This is a genomic window from Chitinophaga sp. 9-1-y (genome assembly GCF_059511905.2).
In genome coordinates this window covers 3,086,239-3,107,066 of sequence record NZ_CM197955.1, presented here as the reverse complement: position 1 = coordinate 3,107,066, position 20,828 = coordinate 3,086,239, and the positions used below count along the sequence as shown (strand labels likewise).

1 protein-coding gene is annotated in these 20,828 nt (G+C 47.7%); it reads left to right on the top strand.

All coding sequences use genetic code 11. The annotated features are described in order from the left end of the window. Nucleotides 1–123: 123 nt before the first annotated feature. Nucleotides 124–20,703, top strand: a complete 20,580-nt coding sequence (locus AC5ZC7_RS12110) for a T9SS type B sorting domain-containing protein (RefSeq protein ID WP_511911525.1) — start codon at nucleotides 124–126, stop codon at nucleotides 20,701–20,703. The last annotated feature ends 125 nt before the right edge of the window (nucleotides 20,704–20,828 follow it).

Here is a 20,828-nt window from a genome sequence, read left to right as displayed (position 1 = left end):
ATCTAACCCATGCCGGAAATCCCTCACCGGTTATTTCTTCCGATGTAAAGAGTTGAGCACCAATAGGACTGAGTAGACCGATCTACCAGACCTGATACTTTTTTTACTTAACTGCTTGCACCTATGAAACGTCTATTAACCTTTTTATTCCTCCTACTGGGGCTAATTCTGCTGAATAAGCAGGCGGATGCTCAAACGGCTGATAAACCATTTATGAATCTGCCGGATTCTGCCTGCCTGGGAAGTTTCGCCAGTACGAATGCTTTTCTCTGGCCCAAAAGCGGAACCTATAAACTGTCCGATTCGGCCAGTTGGTACATTACCGGAGGATCGTATAATATCCTGTACTCAACGGAACGGTACCCCGATCAGACCCCTAAACTGATTGGGCAGAAACGGGAAACTGCTTATAATAAAAATGCCCTGACCATACAGTTTAACAGTTTGGGCATGTATACCATTAAGGCAGTCCTCTACCGCGGTGCTAGCAAAGATTCGGTTACCAAAACGATATATGTGAAGGACTGCTCAAAAGCAGTATGCCTTGGTCAAAACACCGGTGTGGGTGACTTCCTGGAAGACTTTGGAAAATTCCCCAAGAATGCGAATTATAGTCGAAATAATGCCAATGTACCTACAGACGGTACCGGGTATGATTACGTACCTTATCCGGCATCTAATTTCGCCGATAATAGCTACATGGTATATTGGAATACCCAGGTGAGAGGCGAATGGGTGAATGCCCTTAACCACACCCCTAACCCAAGTGCCGATTCTGTAGGAGGTATGTTACTCGCTAACTCAGCGATTGAAAAGAAAACCTTTTTTATTAAGAAAAGCGTACCCGTTTGTCCAGGCTCTATATATAACTTCAGCGCCTGGTTTATGAACGTAAACGGGTTAGAAGTATTTAACTCTACTTGTGCTGCTGGTAACAGTGATGGTTATCACTACGCAGGCGTTACCTTCCAGATTGCAGATGGCAGTGGAAATGTACTGGCCAGATTCAAAACCTATGATGTGTCCATGAACCTGGATGCACCAACCTGGCAGGAATATGGAGGTGCATTTAAAACCCCTCCCAATGTTACCAGCGTTACCCTATCCATTATAAACGACAAACTCGGTGACTGCGGAAATGACATCGCTATTGATGATATCAGTTTTAAATATTGTAGTCCATATATTTATTCATTTATTGATGGAGTTTCAAAACCGCCTTTAAGGGCGGATTCGTTGTGTGAGGGAGCTCCGGTAACCATCAAAGCGGTTTATAGTCCATTAGATTATTTCACCAACCCAACCTATCAGTGGCAATTTACCAAGGATACACTCAACTGGCCCACTAACCCTGTATTTCCTGTAGGTGTAACTGGTATCAATACAGATGTACTTACCTTCCCGGTAGGAACACTCAAAGGAGACCCTAACCAGATTGTGGATTATTACTTCCGCGTAAATATCCTGGAAAAGGATAATCCCAGCAACTGTGCATCCCCATCTTTATATACAAAAATCTCGGTACTCCCTAAACCTAAAGTAACGATTTCCTCGGGCAGGATATGTATCGGAGATTCCGTGGTACTTACGGCCAACGGCGGATATAGTACCTATGAATGGCAAACGGTTCCCGTCGTCAAGGGGCCGAAGATGACGGCCTACCCTACTGTGAACACTACTTTTGGTGCGATTGGTATAGCAGACTATGGATGGAATAGTGTCACCAAATCACCCCGGCAATGTAGAGACACCGGTTATGCGAAGGTGATTGTAGACCAACAACCCGTCATTAATATGACGGCTACCCCACTGGAGATCTGTTTGGGTAAATCTATTAGTCTGAAAGAAACCAACAGTGGTGCGCCGGTTGATAGCATCTCCTGGAAATGGACATATAATGGTGTCAACATCGGTGCGTTGAATGATGTAACGCTCACGCATACACCGATTGACACCGGCGCCAAAAAGTATAAGGTAACGCTGACAAATCATACCTGTAGCGCAGCCGACTCTGTTATTGTAAATGTAAGATCTCTGCCAAAAGCAGATGCTGATACCATTTACAGACAGTGTAATATAAATGACTTCAACATTAAGAGGACTACCCCTCCCGCAGATCAGCAAGGCCAATGGGCGTTTGATGGTCCTTCCAAACTGGCAGCGATCACCAATCCAAACAACCCACAAACAACGGTAACGGGTGTCCAGCCAGGCGATACTATACGCCTCACCTGGACGATCACCAACAAACTGTTGGCGGCTTGTACTGATGTCAGCCACGTTACACTGATCAATACCAAACCGCTCACGCCAAGTGTTGCCGGAACAGATATTGTACAGTGTGGCATTACCACTTTTCAACTGAATGCCACCAAACCAGGCGTTGGTGAAAAAGGTAAATGGACTTTAGGCACCGGGACTACCGCTGCTGATGTATCGTTGAATTATGATACGGCATTCAATGCTATTGCTACTATCAAAGGAGGTAATAAAACAGTTACCCTTATCTGGAGCATTTCCAACGGCGTATGTAGCGGATCTACTTCCTCTACTATTAAGCTGACGTTAAAATCCGCTCCTACGGTGAACATAACGGCTCCTGCTGTATGTAATACTGTTGACTCCTTTAAAGTAGTTTATACTGGTAAAACAGGTAATATCCTGAATTATATACTGGATGTATTGCCTACTGCACCTGTTGCCAGAAAAATGCCTGGCTTTACGCAAGTCATTGGTACCTGGCCAAGTCAAAATGCAAGCGACTCCTTTAAAGTGAAGTTACCTGCAGGAACACCTGCCGGTAACTATGATTTTGTACTGACAGCCAAAGAAGATACATTGGCCGGTTGTACTAAAACAGTGACCTTCTCTTTATCAGTAGAACAGCCATCTACCAATCCTACCAAGGTAACTGCATCTACAACCGCAATATGCATCAAAGGAAATGATACGCTGACTGTTAGTGGCGGTTCGTTGGGAATTGACTCTACTGGTAAAAAAGCTACCTGGAAATGGTACACCGGCGGCTGCCCTGGTACACCTGGCAGCAAACGTGTTTACCCTGTTTCAGCTAACACAGATAGTTCAGTTGTTGTATTTCCTAATGTAAGTGTCACCACCACATACTATGCAATGGCGCCAAGTGCTGGTCCCTGCGGTAATACAACCTGTGCATCTGTGACGGTAACTGTATATGCGCAACCTAACAAGGCCAATGCAGGCGCTGACCAATCTGATTGCGAGCGTAAAACTGCCTTCCAGTTAAATGGTAATACTACAGGCGTACCAGGTGTTAACGGCGTATGGACTACCTGGAACCCTAATGCCATCATCACCAATCCTACTCAGCCCAATGCTACTGTAACAGTACCTGTAGGTGACACGGCTACTTTGTTCTGGACGATTGCCAATGGTCCTTGTATTACTACAACGGATACCATGTTTATCTCCAACTTCAAGAAACCAGTAGTTGCAGATGCCGGCACCGCGCAAAAACACTGTAACGATTCTATCTTCATCCTGGCTGCCAACAAGCCAACCGAATATGGCGCCTATGGTGCATGGACCATTGTAGGTGGTAAACAGCCATGGATCACTATTGCGGATACTACTTTATTCAATACTAAAGTAACCATGCTGGCGGGCCATACCGCTACCCTGGTATGGACCATCACTAATGGTACCTGTGCCGCTACCACCAGCCAGGTACAACTCACCAACTACGAAGTGCCTTCTACCGCTGTAGCTGGTACGGACCAAAAACACTGTAATGATTCCATTTTCATCATGGCCGCTAACAAGCCGGCACAAATGGGGGCAAATGGTGCATGGACCATCGTAGGTGGTAAACAACCCTGGATTACCATTGCAGATACTACTTTATTTAATACCAAAGTAACCCTGCTCGCAGGTAATACTGCTACCCTGGTATGGACGGTGAGCAACGGTACTTGTGCCGCTACCACCAGCCAGGTGAAAATCACCAACTATGAAGTGCCTTCTACCGCAGTAGCTGGTACGGATCAAAAACACTGTAATGACTCCATCTTCATCATGGCGGCCAACAAGCCAGCACAAATGGGTGCATACGGTGCATGGACCATTGTAGGTGGTAAACAACCCTGGATTACCATTGCGGATACTACTTTATTTAATACCAAAGTAACCCTGCTGGCAGGTAATACTGCTACCCTGGTGTGGACGGTGACCAACGGTACTTGTGCCGCTACCACCAGCCAGGTGAAAATCACCAACTACGAAGTGCCTTCTACCGCAGTAGCTGGTACGGATCAAAAACACTGTAATGACTCCATCTTCATCATGGCCGCTAACAAGCCAGCTCAGATGGGGGCATATGGCGCATGGACGATCGTAGGTGGTAAACAACCCTGGATCACCATTGCGGATACTACTTTATTTAATACCAAAGTAACCCTGCTGGCAGGTAATACTGCTACCCTGGTGTGGACGGTGACCAACGGTGCTTGTGCCGCTACCACCAGCCAGGTGAAAATCACCAACTACGAAGTGCCTTCTACCGCTGTAGCTGGTACTGACCAAAAGCACTGTAATGACTCCATCTTCATCATGGCGGCCAACAAGCCAGCACAGATGGGTGCATATGGTGCATGGACCATTGTAGGTGGTAAACAACCCTGGATTACCATTGCTGATACTACTTTATTTAATACCAAAGTAACCCTGCTCGCAGGTAATACCGCTACCCTGGTATGGACGGTGACCAACGGTACTTGTGCCGCTACCACCAGCCAGGTGAAAATCACCAACTACGAAGTGCCTTCTACCGCTGTAGCAGGTGGTGACCAGAAACATTGTAATGATTCCATTTTCATCATGGCGGCAAACAAGCCAGCACAAATGGGGGCTTATGGTGCATGGACCATCGTAGGTGGTAAACAATCCTGGATTACCATTGCAGATACTACTTTATTTAATACCAAAGTAACCATGCTGGCGGGCCATACGGCTACCCTGGTATGGACGGTGACCAACGGTACTTGTGCCGCTACCACCAGCCAGGTGAAAATCACCAACTACGAAGTGCCTTCTACCGCTGTAGCTGGTACGGACCAAAAGCATTGTAATGATTCCATTTTCATCATGGCGGCTAACAAGCCGGCACAGATGGGTGCAAATGGTGCATGGACAATCGTAGGAGGTAAACAACCATGGATTACCATTGCAGATACTACTTTGTTCAACACCAAAGTAACCATGCTGGCGGGTCATACCGCTACCCTGGTATGGACTATCACTAATGGTACCTGCGCTGCTACTACCGACCCGGTAACAATCACTAACTATGAAGTGCCGTCTACCGCCGTAGCTGGTACTGACCAGAAACACTGTAATGATTCCATCTTCATCATGGCCGCTAACAAGCCAGCTCAGATGGGGGCAAATGGTGCCTGGACTATTGTGGGTGGTAAACAATCATGGATTACCATTGCAGATACTACTTTATTCAACACCAAAGTAACCATGCTCGCAGGTCATACTGCTACCCTGGTATGGACCATTACCAACGGTACCTGCGCCGCTACTACCGACCCGGTAACAATCACCAACTACGAAGTACCTTCTACAGCAGTAGCTGGTACTGACCAGAAACATTGTAATGACTCCATCTTCAACATGGCGGCTAACAAGCCAGCACAAATGGGGGCATACGGTGCATGGACCATTGTAGGTGGTAAACAGCCCTGGATTACCATTGCAGATACTACTTTATTCAACACCAAAGTAACCATGCTCGCAGGTAATACTGCTACCCTGGTATGGACGGTGACCAACGGTACTTGTGCCGCTACCACCAGCCAGGTGAAAATCACCAACTACGAAGTGCCTTCTACCGCTGTAGCTGGTACTGACCAGAAACATTGTAATGACTCCATCTTTACCATGGCCGCTAACAAGCCGGCGCAAATGGGGGCTTACGGTGCATGGACGATCGTAGGTGGTAAACAACCCTGGATTACGATTGCAGATACTACATTATTCAACACCAAAGTAACCCTGCTCGCAGGTAATACTGCTACCCTGGTGTGGACGGTGACCAACGGTACTTGTGCCGCTACCACCAGCCAGGTGAAAATCACCAACTATGAAGTGCCTTCTACAGCAGTAGCTGGTACTGACCAGAAACATTGTAATGACTCCATCTTCACCATGGCTGCTAACAAGCCGGCGCAAATGGGGGCTTACGGTGCATGGACTATTGTAGGTGGTAAACAACCCTGGATCACCATTGCGGATACTACTCTGTTTAATACCAAAGTAACCCTGCTCGCAGGTAATACCGCTACCCTGGTATGGACGGTGACCAACGGTACTTGTGCCGCTACCACCAGCCAGGTGAAAATCACCAACTACGAAGTGCCTTCTACCGCTGTAGCTGGTACAGACCAGAAACACTGTAATGATTCTATCTTCATCATGGCGGCTAACAAGCCGGCGCAAATGGGGGCTTATGGTGCCTGGACAATCGTAGGTGGTAAACAACCCTGGATCACCATTGCGGATACTACTTTATTCAACACCAAAGTAACCATGCTGGCGGGCCATACCGCTACCCTGGTATGGACTATCACTAATGGTAGCTGTGCTGCTACTACTGACCAGGTAAAACTCACCAACTACGAAGTGCCATCTACCGCTGTAGCTGGTGGTGACCAGAAACATTGTAATGATTCCATTTTCATCATGGCGGCTAACAAGCCGGCGCAAATGGGTGCAAATGGTGCGTGGACGATCGTAGGTGGTAAACAACCATGGATCACCATTGCAGATACTACTTTATTCAACACCAAAGTAACCATGCTGGCGGGTCATACCGCTACCCTGGTATGGACTATCACTAATGGTACCTGTGCTGCTACTACCGACCCGGTAACAATCACTAACTATGAAGTGCCTTCTACCGCAGTAGCTGGTGGTGACCAGAAACATTGTAATGATTCCATCTTCATCATGGCCGCTAACAAGCCAGCTCAAATGGGTGCTTACGGTGCATGGACTATTGTGGGTGGTAAACAATCATGGATTACCATTGCTGATACTACTTTATTCAACACCAAAGTAACCATGCTGGCGGGTCATACCGCTACCCTGGTATGGACTATCACTAATGGTACCTGCGCCGCTACTACCGACCCGGTAACAATCACTAACTATGAAGTGCCTTCTACCGCTGTAGCTGGTACTGACCAGAAACACTGTAATGATTCCATCTTCATCATGGCCGCTAACAAGCCGGCACAGATGGGTGCTTACGGTGCATGGACTATTGTGGGTGGTAAACAATCATGGATTACCATTGCAGATACTACTTTATTCAATACCAAAGTGACCATGCTGGCGGGCCATACTGCTACCCTGGTATGGACTATTACTAATGGTACCTGCGCCGCTACTACCGACCCGGTAACAATCACTAACTACGAAGTGCCTTCTAACGCTGTAGCCGGTACTGACCAAAAGCATTGTAATGATTCCATTTTCAACATGGCGGCTAACAAGCCGGCGCAAATGGGGGCTTATGGTGCATGGACGATCGTAGGTGGTAAACAACCATGGATCACCATTGCAGATACTACTTTATTCAACACCAAAGTAACCCTGCTCGCAGGTAATACCGCTACCCTGGTATGGACGGTGACCAACGGTATTTGTGCCGCTACCACCAGCCAGGTGAAAATCACCAATTACGAAGTGCCTTCTACCGCTGTAGCTGGTACTGACCAAAAGCACTGTAATGACTCCATCTTTACCATGGCCGCTAACAAGCCGGCACAAATGGGGGCTTATGGTGCATGGACGATCGTAGGTGGTAAACAATCATGGATTACCATTACAGATACTACTCTATTTAATACTAAAGTAACCATGCTCGCAGGCCATACCGCTACCCTGGTATGGACTATCACTAATGGTACCTGCGCTGCTACTACCGACCCGGTAACGATCACTAACTATGAAGTGCCTTCCACCGCTGTGGCTGGTGGTGATCAGAAACATTGTAATGATTCTATATTCATCATGGCGGCCAACAAGCCGGCGCAAATGGGTGCTTATGGTGCATGGACCATTGTAGGGGGTAAACAACCCTGGATCACTATTGCAGATACTACTTTGTTCAACACCAAAGTAACCATGCTGGCGGGTCATACTGCTACCCTGGTATGGACTATTGCTAATGGTACTTGTGCTGCTACTACCGACCCGGTAACGATCACTAACTACGAAGTGCCTTCTACAGCAATAGCTGGCCCTGACCAGAAACATTGTAATGATTCCATCTTCACCCTGGCCGCTAACAAGCCGGCGCAAATGGGGGCTTATGGTGCCTGGACGATTGTAGGTGGTAAACAACCATGGATTACCATTGCAGATACTACTTTATTCAATACCAAAGTAACCATGCTGGCGGGTCATACCGCTACCCTGGTATGGACTATTACTAACGGTACTTGTGCTGCTACTAACAGCCAGGTGAAAATCACCAACTACGAAGTGCCTTCTACCGCTGTAGCTGGTACAGACCAGAAACACTGTAATGATTCTATCTTCATCATGGCGGCTAACAAGCCGGCGCAAATGGGGGCTTATGGTGCCTGGACAATTGTAGGAGGTAAACAACCATGGATCACCATTGCAGATACTACTTTGTACAACAGCAAAGTAACCATGCTGGCGGGTCATACTGCTACCCTGGTATGGACTATCACTAATGGTACTTGTGCTGCTACTACTGACCAGGTGACGATCACTAACTACGAAGTGCCTTCTACCGCTGTAGCTGGTGGCGATCAAAAACATTGTAATGATTCCATTTTCAACATGGCGGCTAACAAGCCGGCGCAAATGGGGGCTTATGGTGCATGGACGATCGTAGGTGGTAAACAACCTTGGATCACCATTGCAGATACTACTTTATTCAACACCAAAGTAACCATGCTGGCGGGTCATACTGCTACCCTGGTATGGACCATCACTAATGGTACCTGCGCTGCTACTACCGACCAGGTAACAATCACTAATTATGAAGTGCCTTCTACCGCTGTAGCTGGCCCTGAACAGAAACATTGTAATGATTCCATCTTCACCCTGGCCGCTAACAAGCCAGCTCAGATGGGTGCTTACGGTGCCTGGACGATTGTAGGTGGTAAACAGCCATGGATTACCATAGCTGATACTACTTTATTTAATACCAAAGTAACCATGCTGGCGGGTCATACTGCTACCCTGGTATGGACCATTACTAACGGTACTTGTGCTGCTACTAACAGCCAGGTGAAAATCACCAACTACGAAGTGCCTTCTACCGCTGTAGCTGGTGGTGACCAGAAACACTGTAATGATTCCATCTTCATCATGGCGGCCAACAAGCCTGCACAGATGGGGGCTTATGGTGCATGGACCATCGTGGGTGGTAAACAACCCTGGATTACCATTGCGGATACTACTTTGTTCAACACCAAAGTAACCATGCTGGCGGGTCATACCGCTACCCTGGTATGGACTATCACTAATGGTACCTGCGCTGCTACTACCGACCCGGTAACAATCACTAACTATGAAGTGCCTTCTACCGCTGTAGCTGGCCCTGAACAAAAACATTGTAATGATTCCATCTTCACCCTGGCAGCTAACAAGCCAGCACAAATGGGGGCTTACGGTGCCTGGACGATTGTAGGTGGTAAACAACCATGGATTACCATTGCAGATACTACTTTATTCAATACCAAAGTGACCATGCTGGCGGGCCATACCGCTACCCTGGTATGGACCATCACTAATGGTACTTGTGCTGCTACTAACAGCCAGGTGAAACTCACTAACTACGAAGTGCCTTCTACCGCAGTAGCTGGTACTGACCAAAAACATTGTAATGACTCCATCTTCACCCTGGCAGCTAACAAGCCAGCGCAAATGGGGGCTTATGGTGCGTGGACGATCGTAGGTGGTAAACAGCCCTGGATTACCATTGCAGATACTACTTTGTACAACACCAAAGTAACTATGCTGGCGGGTCACACCGCTACCCTGGTATGGACCATTACTAACGGTACTTGTGCCGCTACTAACAGCCAGGTGAAAATCACCAACTACGAAGTGCCTTCTACAGCTGTAGCTGGCCCTGAACAGAAACATTGTAATGATTCCATCTTCACCCTGGCAGCTAACAAGCCAGCTCAGATGGGGGCTTACGGTGCATGGACTATTGTGGGTGGTAAACAACCATGGATCACCATTGCGGATACTACTTTATTCAATACCAAAGTGACGATCCTAGCTGGTCATACCGCTACCCTGGTATGGACCATTACTAACGGTACTTGTGCTGCTACTAACAGCCAGGTGAAAATTACCAACTACGAAGTGCCTTCTACCGCTGTAGCTGGCCCTGAACAAAAACATTGTAATGATTCCATCTTCACCCTGGCAGCTAACAAGCCAGCTCAGATGGGGGCTTACGGTGCATGGACTATTGTGGGTGGTAAACAACCATGGATCACCATTGCGGATACTACTTTATTCAATACCAAAGTGACGATCCTAGCTGGTCATACCGCTACCCTGGTATGGACCATTACTAACGGTACTTGTGCCGCTACTAACAGCCAGGTGAAAATCACCAACTACGAAGTGCCTTCTACAGCTGTAGCTGGCCCTGAACAGAAACATTGTAATGATTCCATCTTCACCCTGGCGGCTAACAAGCCGGCACAAATGGGTGCTTACGGTGCATGGACTGTTGTAGGTGGTAAACAGCCATGGATCACCATTGCAGACACTACTTTGTACAACACCAAAGTAACCATGCTGGCGGGTCATACCGCTACCCTGGTATGGACGGTGACTAACGGTACTTGTGCCGCTACTAACAGCCAGGTGAAAATCACCAACTACGAAGTGCCTTCTACCGCTGTAGCTGGCCCTGAACAAAAACATTGTAATGATTCCATCTTCACCCTGGCAGCTAACAAGCCTGCACAAATGGGTGCATACGGTGCATGGACAATCGTAGGTGGTAAACAATCATGGATTTCCATTGCGGATACTACTTTATTCAATACTAAAGTGACGATCCTCGCTGGTCATACCGCTACCCTCGTGTGGACCATTACTAACGGTACTTGTGCCGCTACTAACAGCCAGGTGAAGCTCACCAACTATGAAGTGCCTTCTATAGCCGTAGCTGGCCCTGAACAGAAACATTGTAATGATTCCATCTTCACCATGGCGGCTAACAAGCCAGCGCAAATGGGTGCTTATGGTGCATGGACCATTGTAGGTGGCAAACAACCATGGATCACCATTGCAGATACCTTAGCGTACAACACTAAAGTAACCCTGCTGGCGGGTCATACCGCTACCCTGGTATGGACGATTACCAACGGTACTTGTGCTGCTACTAACAGCCAGGTGAAAATCACCAACTACGAAGTGCCTTCTACAGCTGTAGCTGGCCCTGAACAGAAACATTGTAATGATTCCATCTTCACCCTGGCGGCTAACAAGCCGGCGCAGATGGGGGCATACGGTGCATGGACTATTGTAGGTGGTAAACAGCCATGGATCACCATTGCGGATACTACTTTATTCAATACCAAAGTGACGATCCTCGCTGGTCATACCGCAACCCTGGTATGGACGATTACTAACGGCACTTGTGCCGCTACTAACAGCCAGGTGAAAATCACCAACTACGAAGTGCCTTCTACAGCTGTAGCTGGCCCTGAACAAAAACATTGTAATGATTCCATCTTCACCCTGGCAGCTAACAAGCCAGCTCAGATGGGTGCTTACGGTGCATGGACTATCGTAGGTGGTAAACAACCTTGGATCACCATTGCAGATACTACTTTGTTCAACACCAAAGTAACCCTGCTGGCGGGTCATACCGCTACCCTGGTATGGACCATTACCAACGGCACTTGTGCTGCTACTACCAGCCAGGTGAAAATCACCAACTACGAAGTGCCTTCTACAGCTGTAGCTGGCCCTGAACAGAAACATTGTAATGATTCCATCTTCATCCTGGCAGCTAATAAGCCAGCGCAGATGGGGGCTTACGGTGCATGGACTATTGTAGGTGGTAAACAACCATGGATCACCATTGCAGACACTACTTTGTTCAACACCAAAGTAACCCTGCTGGCGGGTCATACCGCTACCCTGGTATGGACCATTACTAACGGCACTTGTGCCGCTACTAACAGCCAGGTGAAAATCACCAACTACGAAGTGCCTTCTACCGCTGTAGCTGGCCCTGAACAGAAACATTGTAATGATTCCATCTTCACCCTGGCAGCTAACAAGCCTGCACAAATGGGGGCTTATGGTGCATGGACAATCGTAGGTGGTAAACAATCATGGATCACCATTGCGGATACTACTTTATTCAATACTAAAGTGACGATCCTCGCTGGTCATACCGCTACCCTGGTATGGACGATTACTAACGGTACTTGTGCTGCTACTAACAGCCAGGTGAAGCTCACCAACTATGAAGTGCCTTCTACCGCTGTAGCTGGCCCTGAACAGAAACATTGTAATGATTCCATCTTCACCATGGCGGCCAACAAGCCAGCGCAAATGGGTGCTTATGGTGCATGGACCATTGTAGGTGGTAAACAACCTTGGATCACCATTGCAGATACCTTAGCATACAATACTAAAGTAACCCTGCTGGCGGGTCATACCGCTACCCTGGTATGGACGATTACTAACGGTACTTGTGCTGCTACTAACAGCCAGGTGAAAATCACCAACTACGAAGTGCCTTCTACAGCTGTAGCTGGCCCTGAACAGAAACATTGTAATGATTCCATCTTCACCCTGGCGGCTAACAAGCCGGCGCAGATGGGGGCTTATGGTGCATGGACGATTGTAGGTGGTAAACAGCCATGGATCACCATTGCGGATACTACTTTATTCAATACCAAAGTGACGATCCTCGCTGGTCATACCGCAACCCTGGTATGGACGATTACTAACGGCACTTGTGCCGCTACTAACAGCCAGGTGAAAATCACCAACTACGAAGTGCCTTCTACAGCTGTAGCTGGCCCTGAACAAAAACATTGTAATGATTCCATCTTCACCCTGGCAGCTAACAAGCCAGCTCAGATGGGTGCTTACGGTGCATGGACTATCGTAGGTGGTAAACAACCTTGGATCACCATTGCAGATACTACTTTGTACAACACCAAAGTAACCCTGCTGGCGGGTCATACCGCTACCCTGGTATGGACCATTACTAACGGCACTTGTGCTGCTACTAACAGCCAGGTGAAAATCACCAACTACGAAGTGCCTTCTACAGCTGTAGCTGGCCCTGAACAGAAACATTGTAATGACTCCATCTTCATCCTGGCAGCTAACAAGCCGGCACAGATGGGGGCTTACGGTGCATGGACCATTGTAGGTGGTAAACAACCATGGATCACCATTGCAGACACTACTTTGTTCAACACCAAAGTAACCCTGCTGGCGGGTCATACCGCTACCCTGGTATGGACCATTACCAACGGCACTTGTGCTGCTACTAACAGCCAGGTGAAAATCACCAACTACGAAGTGCCTTCTACCGCTGTAGCTGGCCCTGAACAGAAACATTGTAATGATTCCATCTTCACCCTGGCAGCTAACAAGCCTGCACAAATGGGGGCTTATGGTGCATGGACAATCGTAGGTGGTAAACAATCATGGATCACCATTGCGGATACTACTTTATTCAATACTAAAGTGACGATCCTCGCTGGTCATACCGCTACCCTGGTATGGACGATTACTAACGGTACTTGTGCTGCTACTAACAGCCAGGTGAAGCTCACCAACTATGAAGTGCCTTCTACCGCTGTAGCTGGCCCTGAACAGAAACACTGTAATGATTCCATCTTCACCCTGGCGGCCAACAAGCCTGCTCAGATGGGTGCATATGGTGCATGGACCATTGTAGGTGGTAAACAACCTTGGATCACCATTGCAGATACCTTAGCATACAACACTAAAGTAACCCTGCTGGCGGGTCATACCGCTACCCTGGTATGGACCATTACCAACGGTACTTGTGCTGCTACTAACAGCCAGGTGAAAATCACCAACTACGAAGTGCCTTCTACAGCTGTAGCTGGCCCTGAACAGAAACACTGTAATGATTCCATCTTCACCCTGGCAGCTAACAAGCCGGCACAAATGGGTGCATATGGTGCGTGGACGATCGTAGGTGGTAAACAACCATGGATCACCATTGCAGATACTACTTTATTCAATACCAAAGTGACGATCCTCGCTGGTCATACCGCTACCCTGGTATGGACGATTACTAACGGCACTTGTGCTGCTACTAACAGCCAGGTGAAAATCACCAACTACGAAGTGCCTTCTACCGCTGTAGCTGGCCCTGAACAAAAACACTGTAATGATTCCATCTTCACCATGGCCGCTAACAAGCCAGCTCAGATGGGTGCTTACGGTGCATGGACTATCGTAGGTGGTAAACAGCCTTGGATCACCATTGCAGATACTACTTTGTACAACACCAAAGTAACCCTGCTGGCGGGTCATACCGCTACCCTGGTATGGACGATTACTAATGGTACTTGTGCCGCTACTAACAGCCAGGTAAAAATCACCAACTACGAAGTGCCTTCTACCGCTGTAGCTGGCCCTGAACAGAAACATTGTAATGATTCCATCTTCACCCTGGCAGCTAACAAGCCTGCGCAAATGGGTGCTTACGGTGCATGGACTATCGTAGGTGGTAAACAGCCTTGGATCACCATTGCAGATACTACTTTGTACAATAGCAAAGTAACCCTGCTGGCTGGTCATACCGCTACCCTGGTATGGACGATTACCAACGGTACTTGTGCCGCTACTAACAGCCAGGTGAAAATCACCAACTACGAAGTGCCTTCTACAGCTGTAGCTGGCCCTGAACAGAAACATTGTAATGATTCCATCTTCACCATGGCGGCCAACAAGCCTGCTCAGTTTGGTGCATATGGAGCATGGACCATTGTAGGTGGCAAACAACCTTGGATCACCATTGCAGATACCTTAGCGTACAACACTAAAGTAACCCTGCTGGCGGGTCATACTGCTACCCTGGTATGGACGATTACTAACGGTACTTGTGCTGCTACTACCAGCCAGGTGAAGCTCACCAACTACGAAATGCCTTCTACAGCTGTAGCTGGCCCTGAACAGAAACATTGTAATGATTCCATCTTCACCATGGCGGCTAACAAGCCAGCGCAAATGGGTGCTTATGGTGCATGGACTATTGTAGGTGGCAAACAACCCTGGATCACCATTGCAGATACCTTAGCGTACAACACTAAAGTAACCCTGCTGGCGGGTCATACCGCTACCCTGGTATGGACGATTACTAACGGTACTTGTGCTGCTACTAACAGCCAGGTGAAAATCACCAACTACGAAGTGCCTTCTACAGCTGTAGCTGGCCCTGACCAAATACATTGTAACGATTCCATCTTCACCATGGCGGCGAAACCGGTAACTCAATATGGTGCTTACGGATTCTGGACCGCTGTAGGCAAACCTTCATGGGTGACTATTGCAAAAGACTCCCTGAATACCACCACGGTGAAAGTACTCGCTGGTCATACCGCTACCATGGTATGGACAACTGGTAATGGTACTTGTGTAGACGATGCAGATACGGTGCTCCTGACTAACTATGCTACACCAAATGCAGCAGTTGCTGGTCCTGACCAAATACATTGTAATGATTCCATCTTTACAATGGCGGCGAAACCGGTAACTCAATATGGTGCTTACGGATTCTGGACCGCAGTGGGTAAACCTTCATGGGTGACTATTACAAAAGACTCCCTGAATACCACTACTGTGAAAGTACTCGCTGGTCACACCGCTACCATGATATGGACAACCGGTAACGGTACTTGTGCCAACAGCACAGACACGGTGTTCCTGACTAACTATACACAGCCAAATAGAGCGCTGGCAGGACCTGACCAGGAACATTGTAATGACTCCATCTTTACGATGGCAGCTAATGCTCCTACTCAGTATGGCGCATACAGTTACTGGACCGTAGTAGGTAACCCCACATGGGCTACCGTAACGAAAGATTCAATAAACAACACAACGGTGAAAGTACTGGCCGGCCATACCGCTACCCTGATATGGACTATCGCCAACGGTACTTGTGCCGCTACTTCCGACACCGTATTGTTGACTAACTATGCGGTTGCTGCAAAAGCAAATGCCGGCCCTGATCAGTCTATCTGTAACAAAACAGATGACTTCATTATGCAGGCAAATGCTCCGGGTGTTCCAACTGCAAAAGGCATCTGGACACTCCTCAGCGGAAATGCCACTATTAAATCACCAAATAGTCCAACTTCTGCAGTAACGGTGCCAATAGGCGATACAGCTGTTCTTCAGTGGGCAATTGCAAATGGTGTGTGTGACACTACTTTCAGCAGGGTTACTATCATCAATTACAAAGCTGCCATCACCGCTAACGCTGGTCCTGACCAGGAAAAATGTAACACTACTGCCGACTTCGTAATGAAAGCCAGTCAACCTGGATCAGGCAGTGCAGTGGGCGTTTGGACAGATATCAGTCGTATCCCTGGTGCAGCTACTATCAAATCACCAAATGATCCATACACCAACGTAACTGTTCCTATAGGCGACACCGTTATATTGAAATGGACCGTTACAAACGGTACTTGTACCAGCAGCAGCAGCATTGTAACGCTGATTAATTATAAGAAAGCAGATGATGCAGACGCCGGACAGGATATCGAGATGTGTAACAACACAGGCGATTTCACGATGGCAGCTGCTACCCCATCCGTTCCAAGTGCAAGAGGCTTCTGGTCTATTATTAAAGGAAATGCAGTAATCAAATCGATCAATAGCCCTACTTCTGCGGTAAATGTTAACGTAGGTGACACCGTTACCTTACGCTGGACAGTAACCAATGGCGTATGTAGCGCTACCTGGGATGATGTGACACTCATTAACTACCGCTTACCGGTAGCTGCTAACGCAGGACCTGACCAGGAACACTGTGATGACGCTACCTTTAAGATGAATGCCAGCGATCCTGGTGTGGCAGGTGCAAAAGGTACCTGGATTGTTACCAGCAACAACGCTGCAGTAATCACTATCAGCAACATTAACCAGAAAGATGCTACCATCACGGTTCCTGCCGGTGAAACAGCACAACTGACCTGGGTAGTAAGCAACGGTGTTTGCGACGCTTCCAGCTCCAGTGTAACGCTGATCAACCGCAAACCAATTCTGGGTAATACCATCGCGAACGATCAAACGGTCTGCCTGACAGAAGTACCGATGGCTTTACGTGGTAACACCTTAACCGGTGGTAATGGTAGCTACACTTACCAATGGCAACAAAGTACCACTGGTGCTACCGGACCGTTCACCAACATCAACGGCGCTACCAGCGATGTATACCAACCAAATGTACTTGCTGTTAATACCTGGTTTAGAAGAGTGGTCGCTTCCGGTGCTTGTATCAACAACATCAGCAATGCCGTGAAAATCACTGTTGTAACTATCAGCCCGATTGTTACCTTCACTCCTCCTGCTATCACAGCAGAATGTGAAAAAGGTAAAGACTACACTACCCTCTTCGGTGAGCCGGTATTTAGTCATGTGCCTTATGATAATGAAACACTTCATATAACACACAACGATGTAACGGTGGTTACTTCGCCTTGTCTCAGCACCATTACCCGTACCTGGACGGCAACAGACAGATGCGGATTGTTCGTAAGCGCTTCTCAGACAATCACGATTAAGGACACGAAAGCACCGGTATTCACTACCCCTGCTCCTGCCGACATCACGGTTGATTGTGATAAAGTGCCTGCTAAAGTGGATCTGAAAGCGAACGACGACTGCGCAGGTGAAATCATTATCCCTGTAGTAGAAGTTCGCCAGGACATTCCGGGGAACTGTTCTAACAACTACCTCCTGATCCGCACATGGACCGCGAAAGACGAGTGCAACACCGGCGTCACCCTGAAACAGGTCATTACGGTGAAAGACATGACCGCTCCGGTATTCAATATGCCTACACCTGCCGATACGACGGTAGATTGTGACAAAATACCAAACGGATTCAATCTCACTGCAAGCGACAACTGCACACCTGGTGTAATTACGGTGGTACCAAAAGACTCCGTAGTACGTAACCTGAATGATTGCAACAGCAAGTATATCATCATCAGAAAATGGACTGCCTTTGATGAATGTGGTAATGCCAGCGCTGTACAACAAATCATCAATATACAGGATACTACTAAGCCAGTGTTCAGCATGCCTGCTCCGAAAGACACCACGGTAGATTGCGATAAAGTACCAGCATGGCCGGTAATTACCGCAACTGATAATTGTACCGCTACAGTGCAAGTATTCACCAGCACCAAAACGGTGAAACTCCCTGGCAACTGCGCCAGCAACTACCAGGAAATCCGTACCTGGACCGTTACGGATGATTGCGGAAACAAACAGGTAATGCAGCAAACAATCACAGTACAGGATACCACCAGACCGGTATTCACCGTGAAACCTCCTGCAGATACTACCGTAAGCTGTGATAATATCCCGGCACCTGCAGCAGATGTTGAGGTAACAGACAATTGCAGCAACATCGGAAATGGTTTGACTATAGTACGTCGCGTTACTACTGAAAGAACACCTGGTGACTGTGCCGGTAACTACCGCATCATCAGAACATGGATTGCGAAAGATGCCTGTGGTAACACCAATACCATGACACAGGTTGTAACGGTGAAAGATACCACCAGACCTGTTATCATGCCTGCTCCGGCAGATATAGTACTCTATTGCCAGGATCAGATACCAGCTCCTCCGGTACTCACTGCCACAGACAACTGTGATAATACCTTCCCGAAAAGAGCTATCTATACGGAAGATCCATTTGTGGCAGATATCTGTAACGGCTATACGATTGTAAGAAGATGGAGCATTATGGATGCATGCGGTAATAAAGCCAATGATGTGATCCAGCGCGTAATCATCAACCCATGTGCTAAACCACAACTGGAAGCTACCCTGCCATCCAACTGTTCCGACAACGGTAGAATTGCATTACGTAAAGTGGGCGATGTATACATGCCAACCTACACCCTGGTAGCGGTAACACCTTCCAATGTAGTAACCGGCCTGCCTCGCACACAAAACAACAATGTGTTCAACCTGAATGGCGCTACTTCTGCTTCCTTCATCATCACTGATGGCAGAACCGGTTGCTCTTCTGATACCGTTACTTATCAACTCAACTACATCCAGACACCAAAAGTGAACCTGGGCAACGACACTACTATCTGTGGTGGCAACAGCCTGGTACTGGATGCTGGCCCTGCTAACTTCGCTTACCAGATCAAATGGTCTACCGGCGCAACTACGCAGCGGATCAATATTAACCAGGCCGGTACTTACTGGGTAAACGTAAGCAACGGTGAATGTGCCACTACAGACACCATCCAGGTGGGCCTGATACCAACGCCACTGGTAGATATCCCTGATACTACCATCTGCCGCGGTCAAACCGTGAAACTGGATGCTTATGTAAATGGTGCCCAATACCTCTGGAGCAACGGTTCTACCGGTTCCTCCATACTGGTAGGTACACAGGAACAATTCTGGGTGAAAGTGATGAAAGCAGGATGTATCACCATCGATACCGTGAAAGTGAGTGTAAATCCTCCACCAGATATCAGCCTGAGTCGTGATACCGCGATCTGCCCTGATCAGTCTATCATGCTCACTGTGAATTCAAATGGCGGCCGTATCAAATGGCAGACAGGCGAAACCAGCAACTCTATCGTGGTGAATCAGCCAGGTGGTTACTGGGTATCAGTTAGCAGAGATAACTGTGTGGTAAGAGATACAGTGAACGTACGACTGAAACCATCACTCAACCTGGATCTGGGACCAGATAGAAATATTTGCCCTGGTGGCAGCATCACGCTGGATGGTACAAATCCGGATGCGGTCTCCTACCTCTGGAATGATGGCGATCCTAACCCGGTTAAACAAATCACACAGGCCGGTAAATACAAACTGGCGGTAATGGATAAATATTGTAACCGCGTATTCATGGATAGCGTGAAAGTCAATATCACCGGTCTACCTGTCATCAACCTCGGTAGAGACACCGTAATGTGTAAAGGTGAAACACTGATTCTCCACGCTGAAGGCGGTGGTATCACAGGTATACGTTGGGATAACGGATCTTCCGCTCCTACCTACCCCGTGACCAACGGAGGTACTTACTCCGTAACAGTGTTCAACGATTGCGGATCTGCTACAGATGATATCACGGTAGACTTTGTACAATGTGAACCAAAACCAACAGTACCAAATGCCTTCTCTCCAAATGGCGATGGACGTAATGATGTGTTCAGACCAGTAGTAAGAGGACAAATGTTCGACTACGAACTGCGGATCTTTAACCGCTGGGGTGAATTAATCTTTATGACGTCAGATGATCATAGAGGATGGGATGGTAAATACAAAGGCGTTCCGGTAGATGTAGGCACCTACGTATGGTGGCTCAGCTACAAGAAAGTTGCCGGAGGTAACTCTAATGTTATGAAAGGCGAAGTAACAGTAGTTCGCTAATCCGTAAAACATAAAGCATACCGCGAAAAGCAAAAGGTTTCCACCTTTTGCTTTTCGCTTTTTAGGACGCGTACTTAAGGTGGAAGGCAATCACCATTTGTTTGCTGTTTGCTTTTTTGCTTACC

Excerpts from the sequence above, each read along its gene's own strand:
- AC5ZC7_RS12110 (WP_511911525.1), top strand. The coding sequence starts at position 124 with ATGAAACGTCTATTAACCTTTTTATTCCTCCTACTGGGGCTAATTCTG.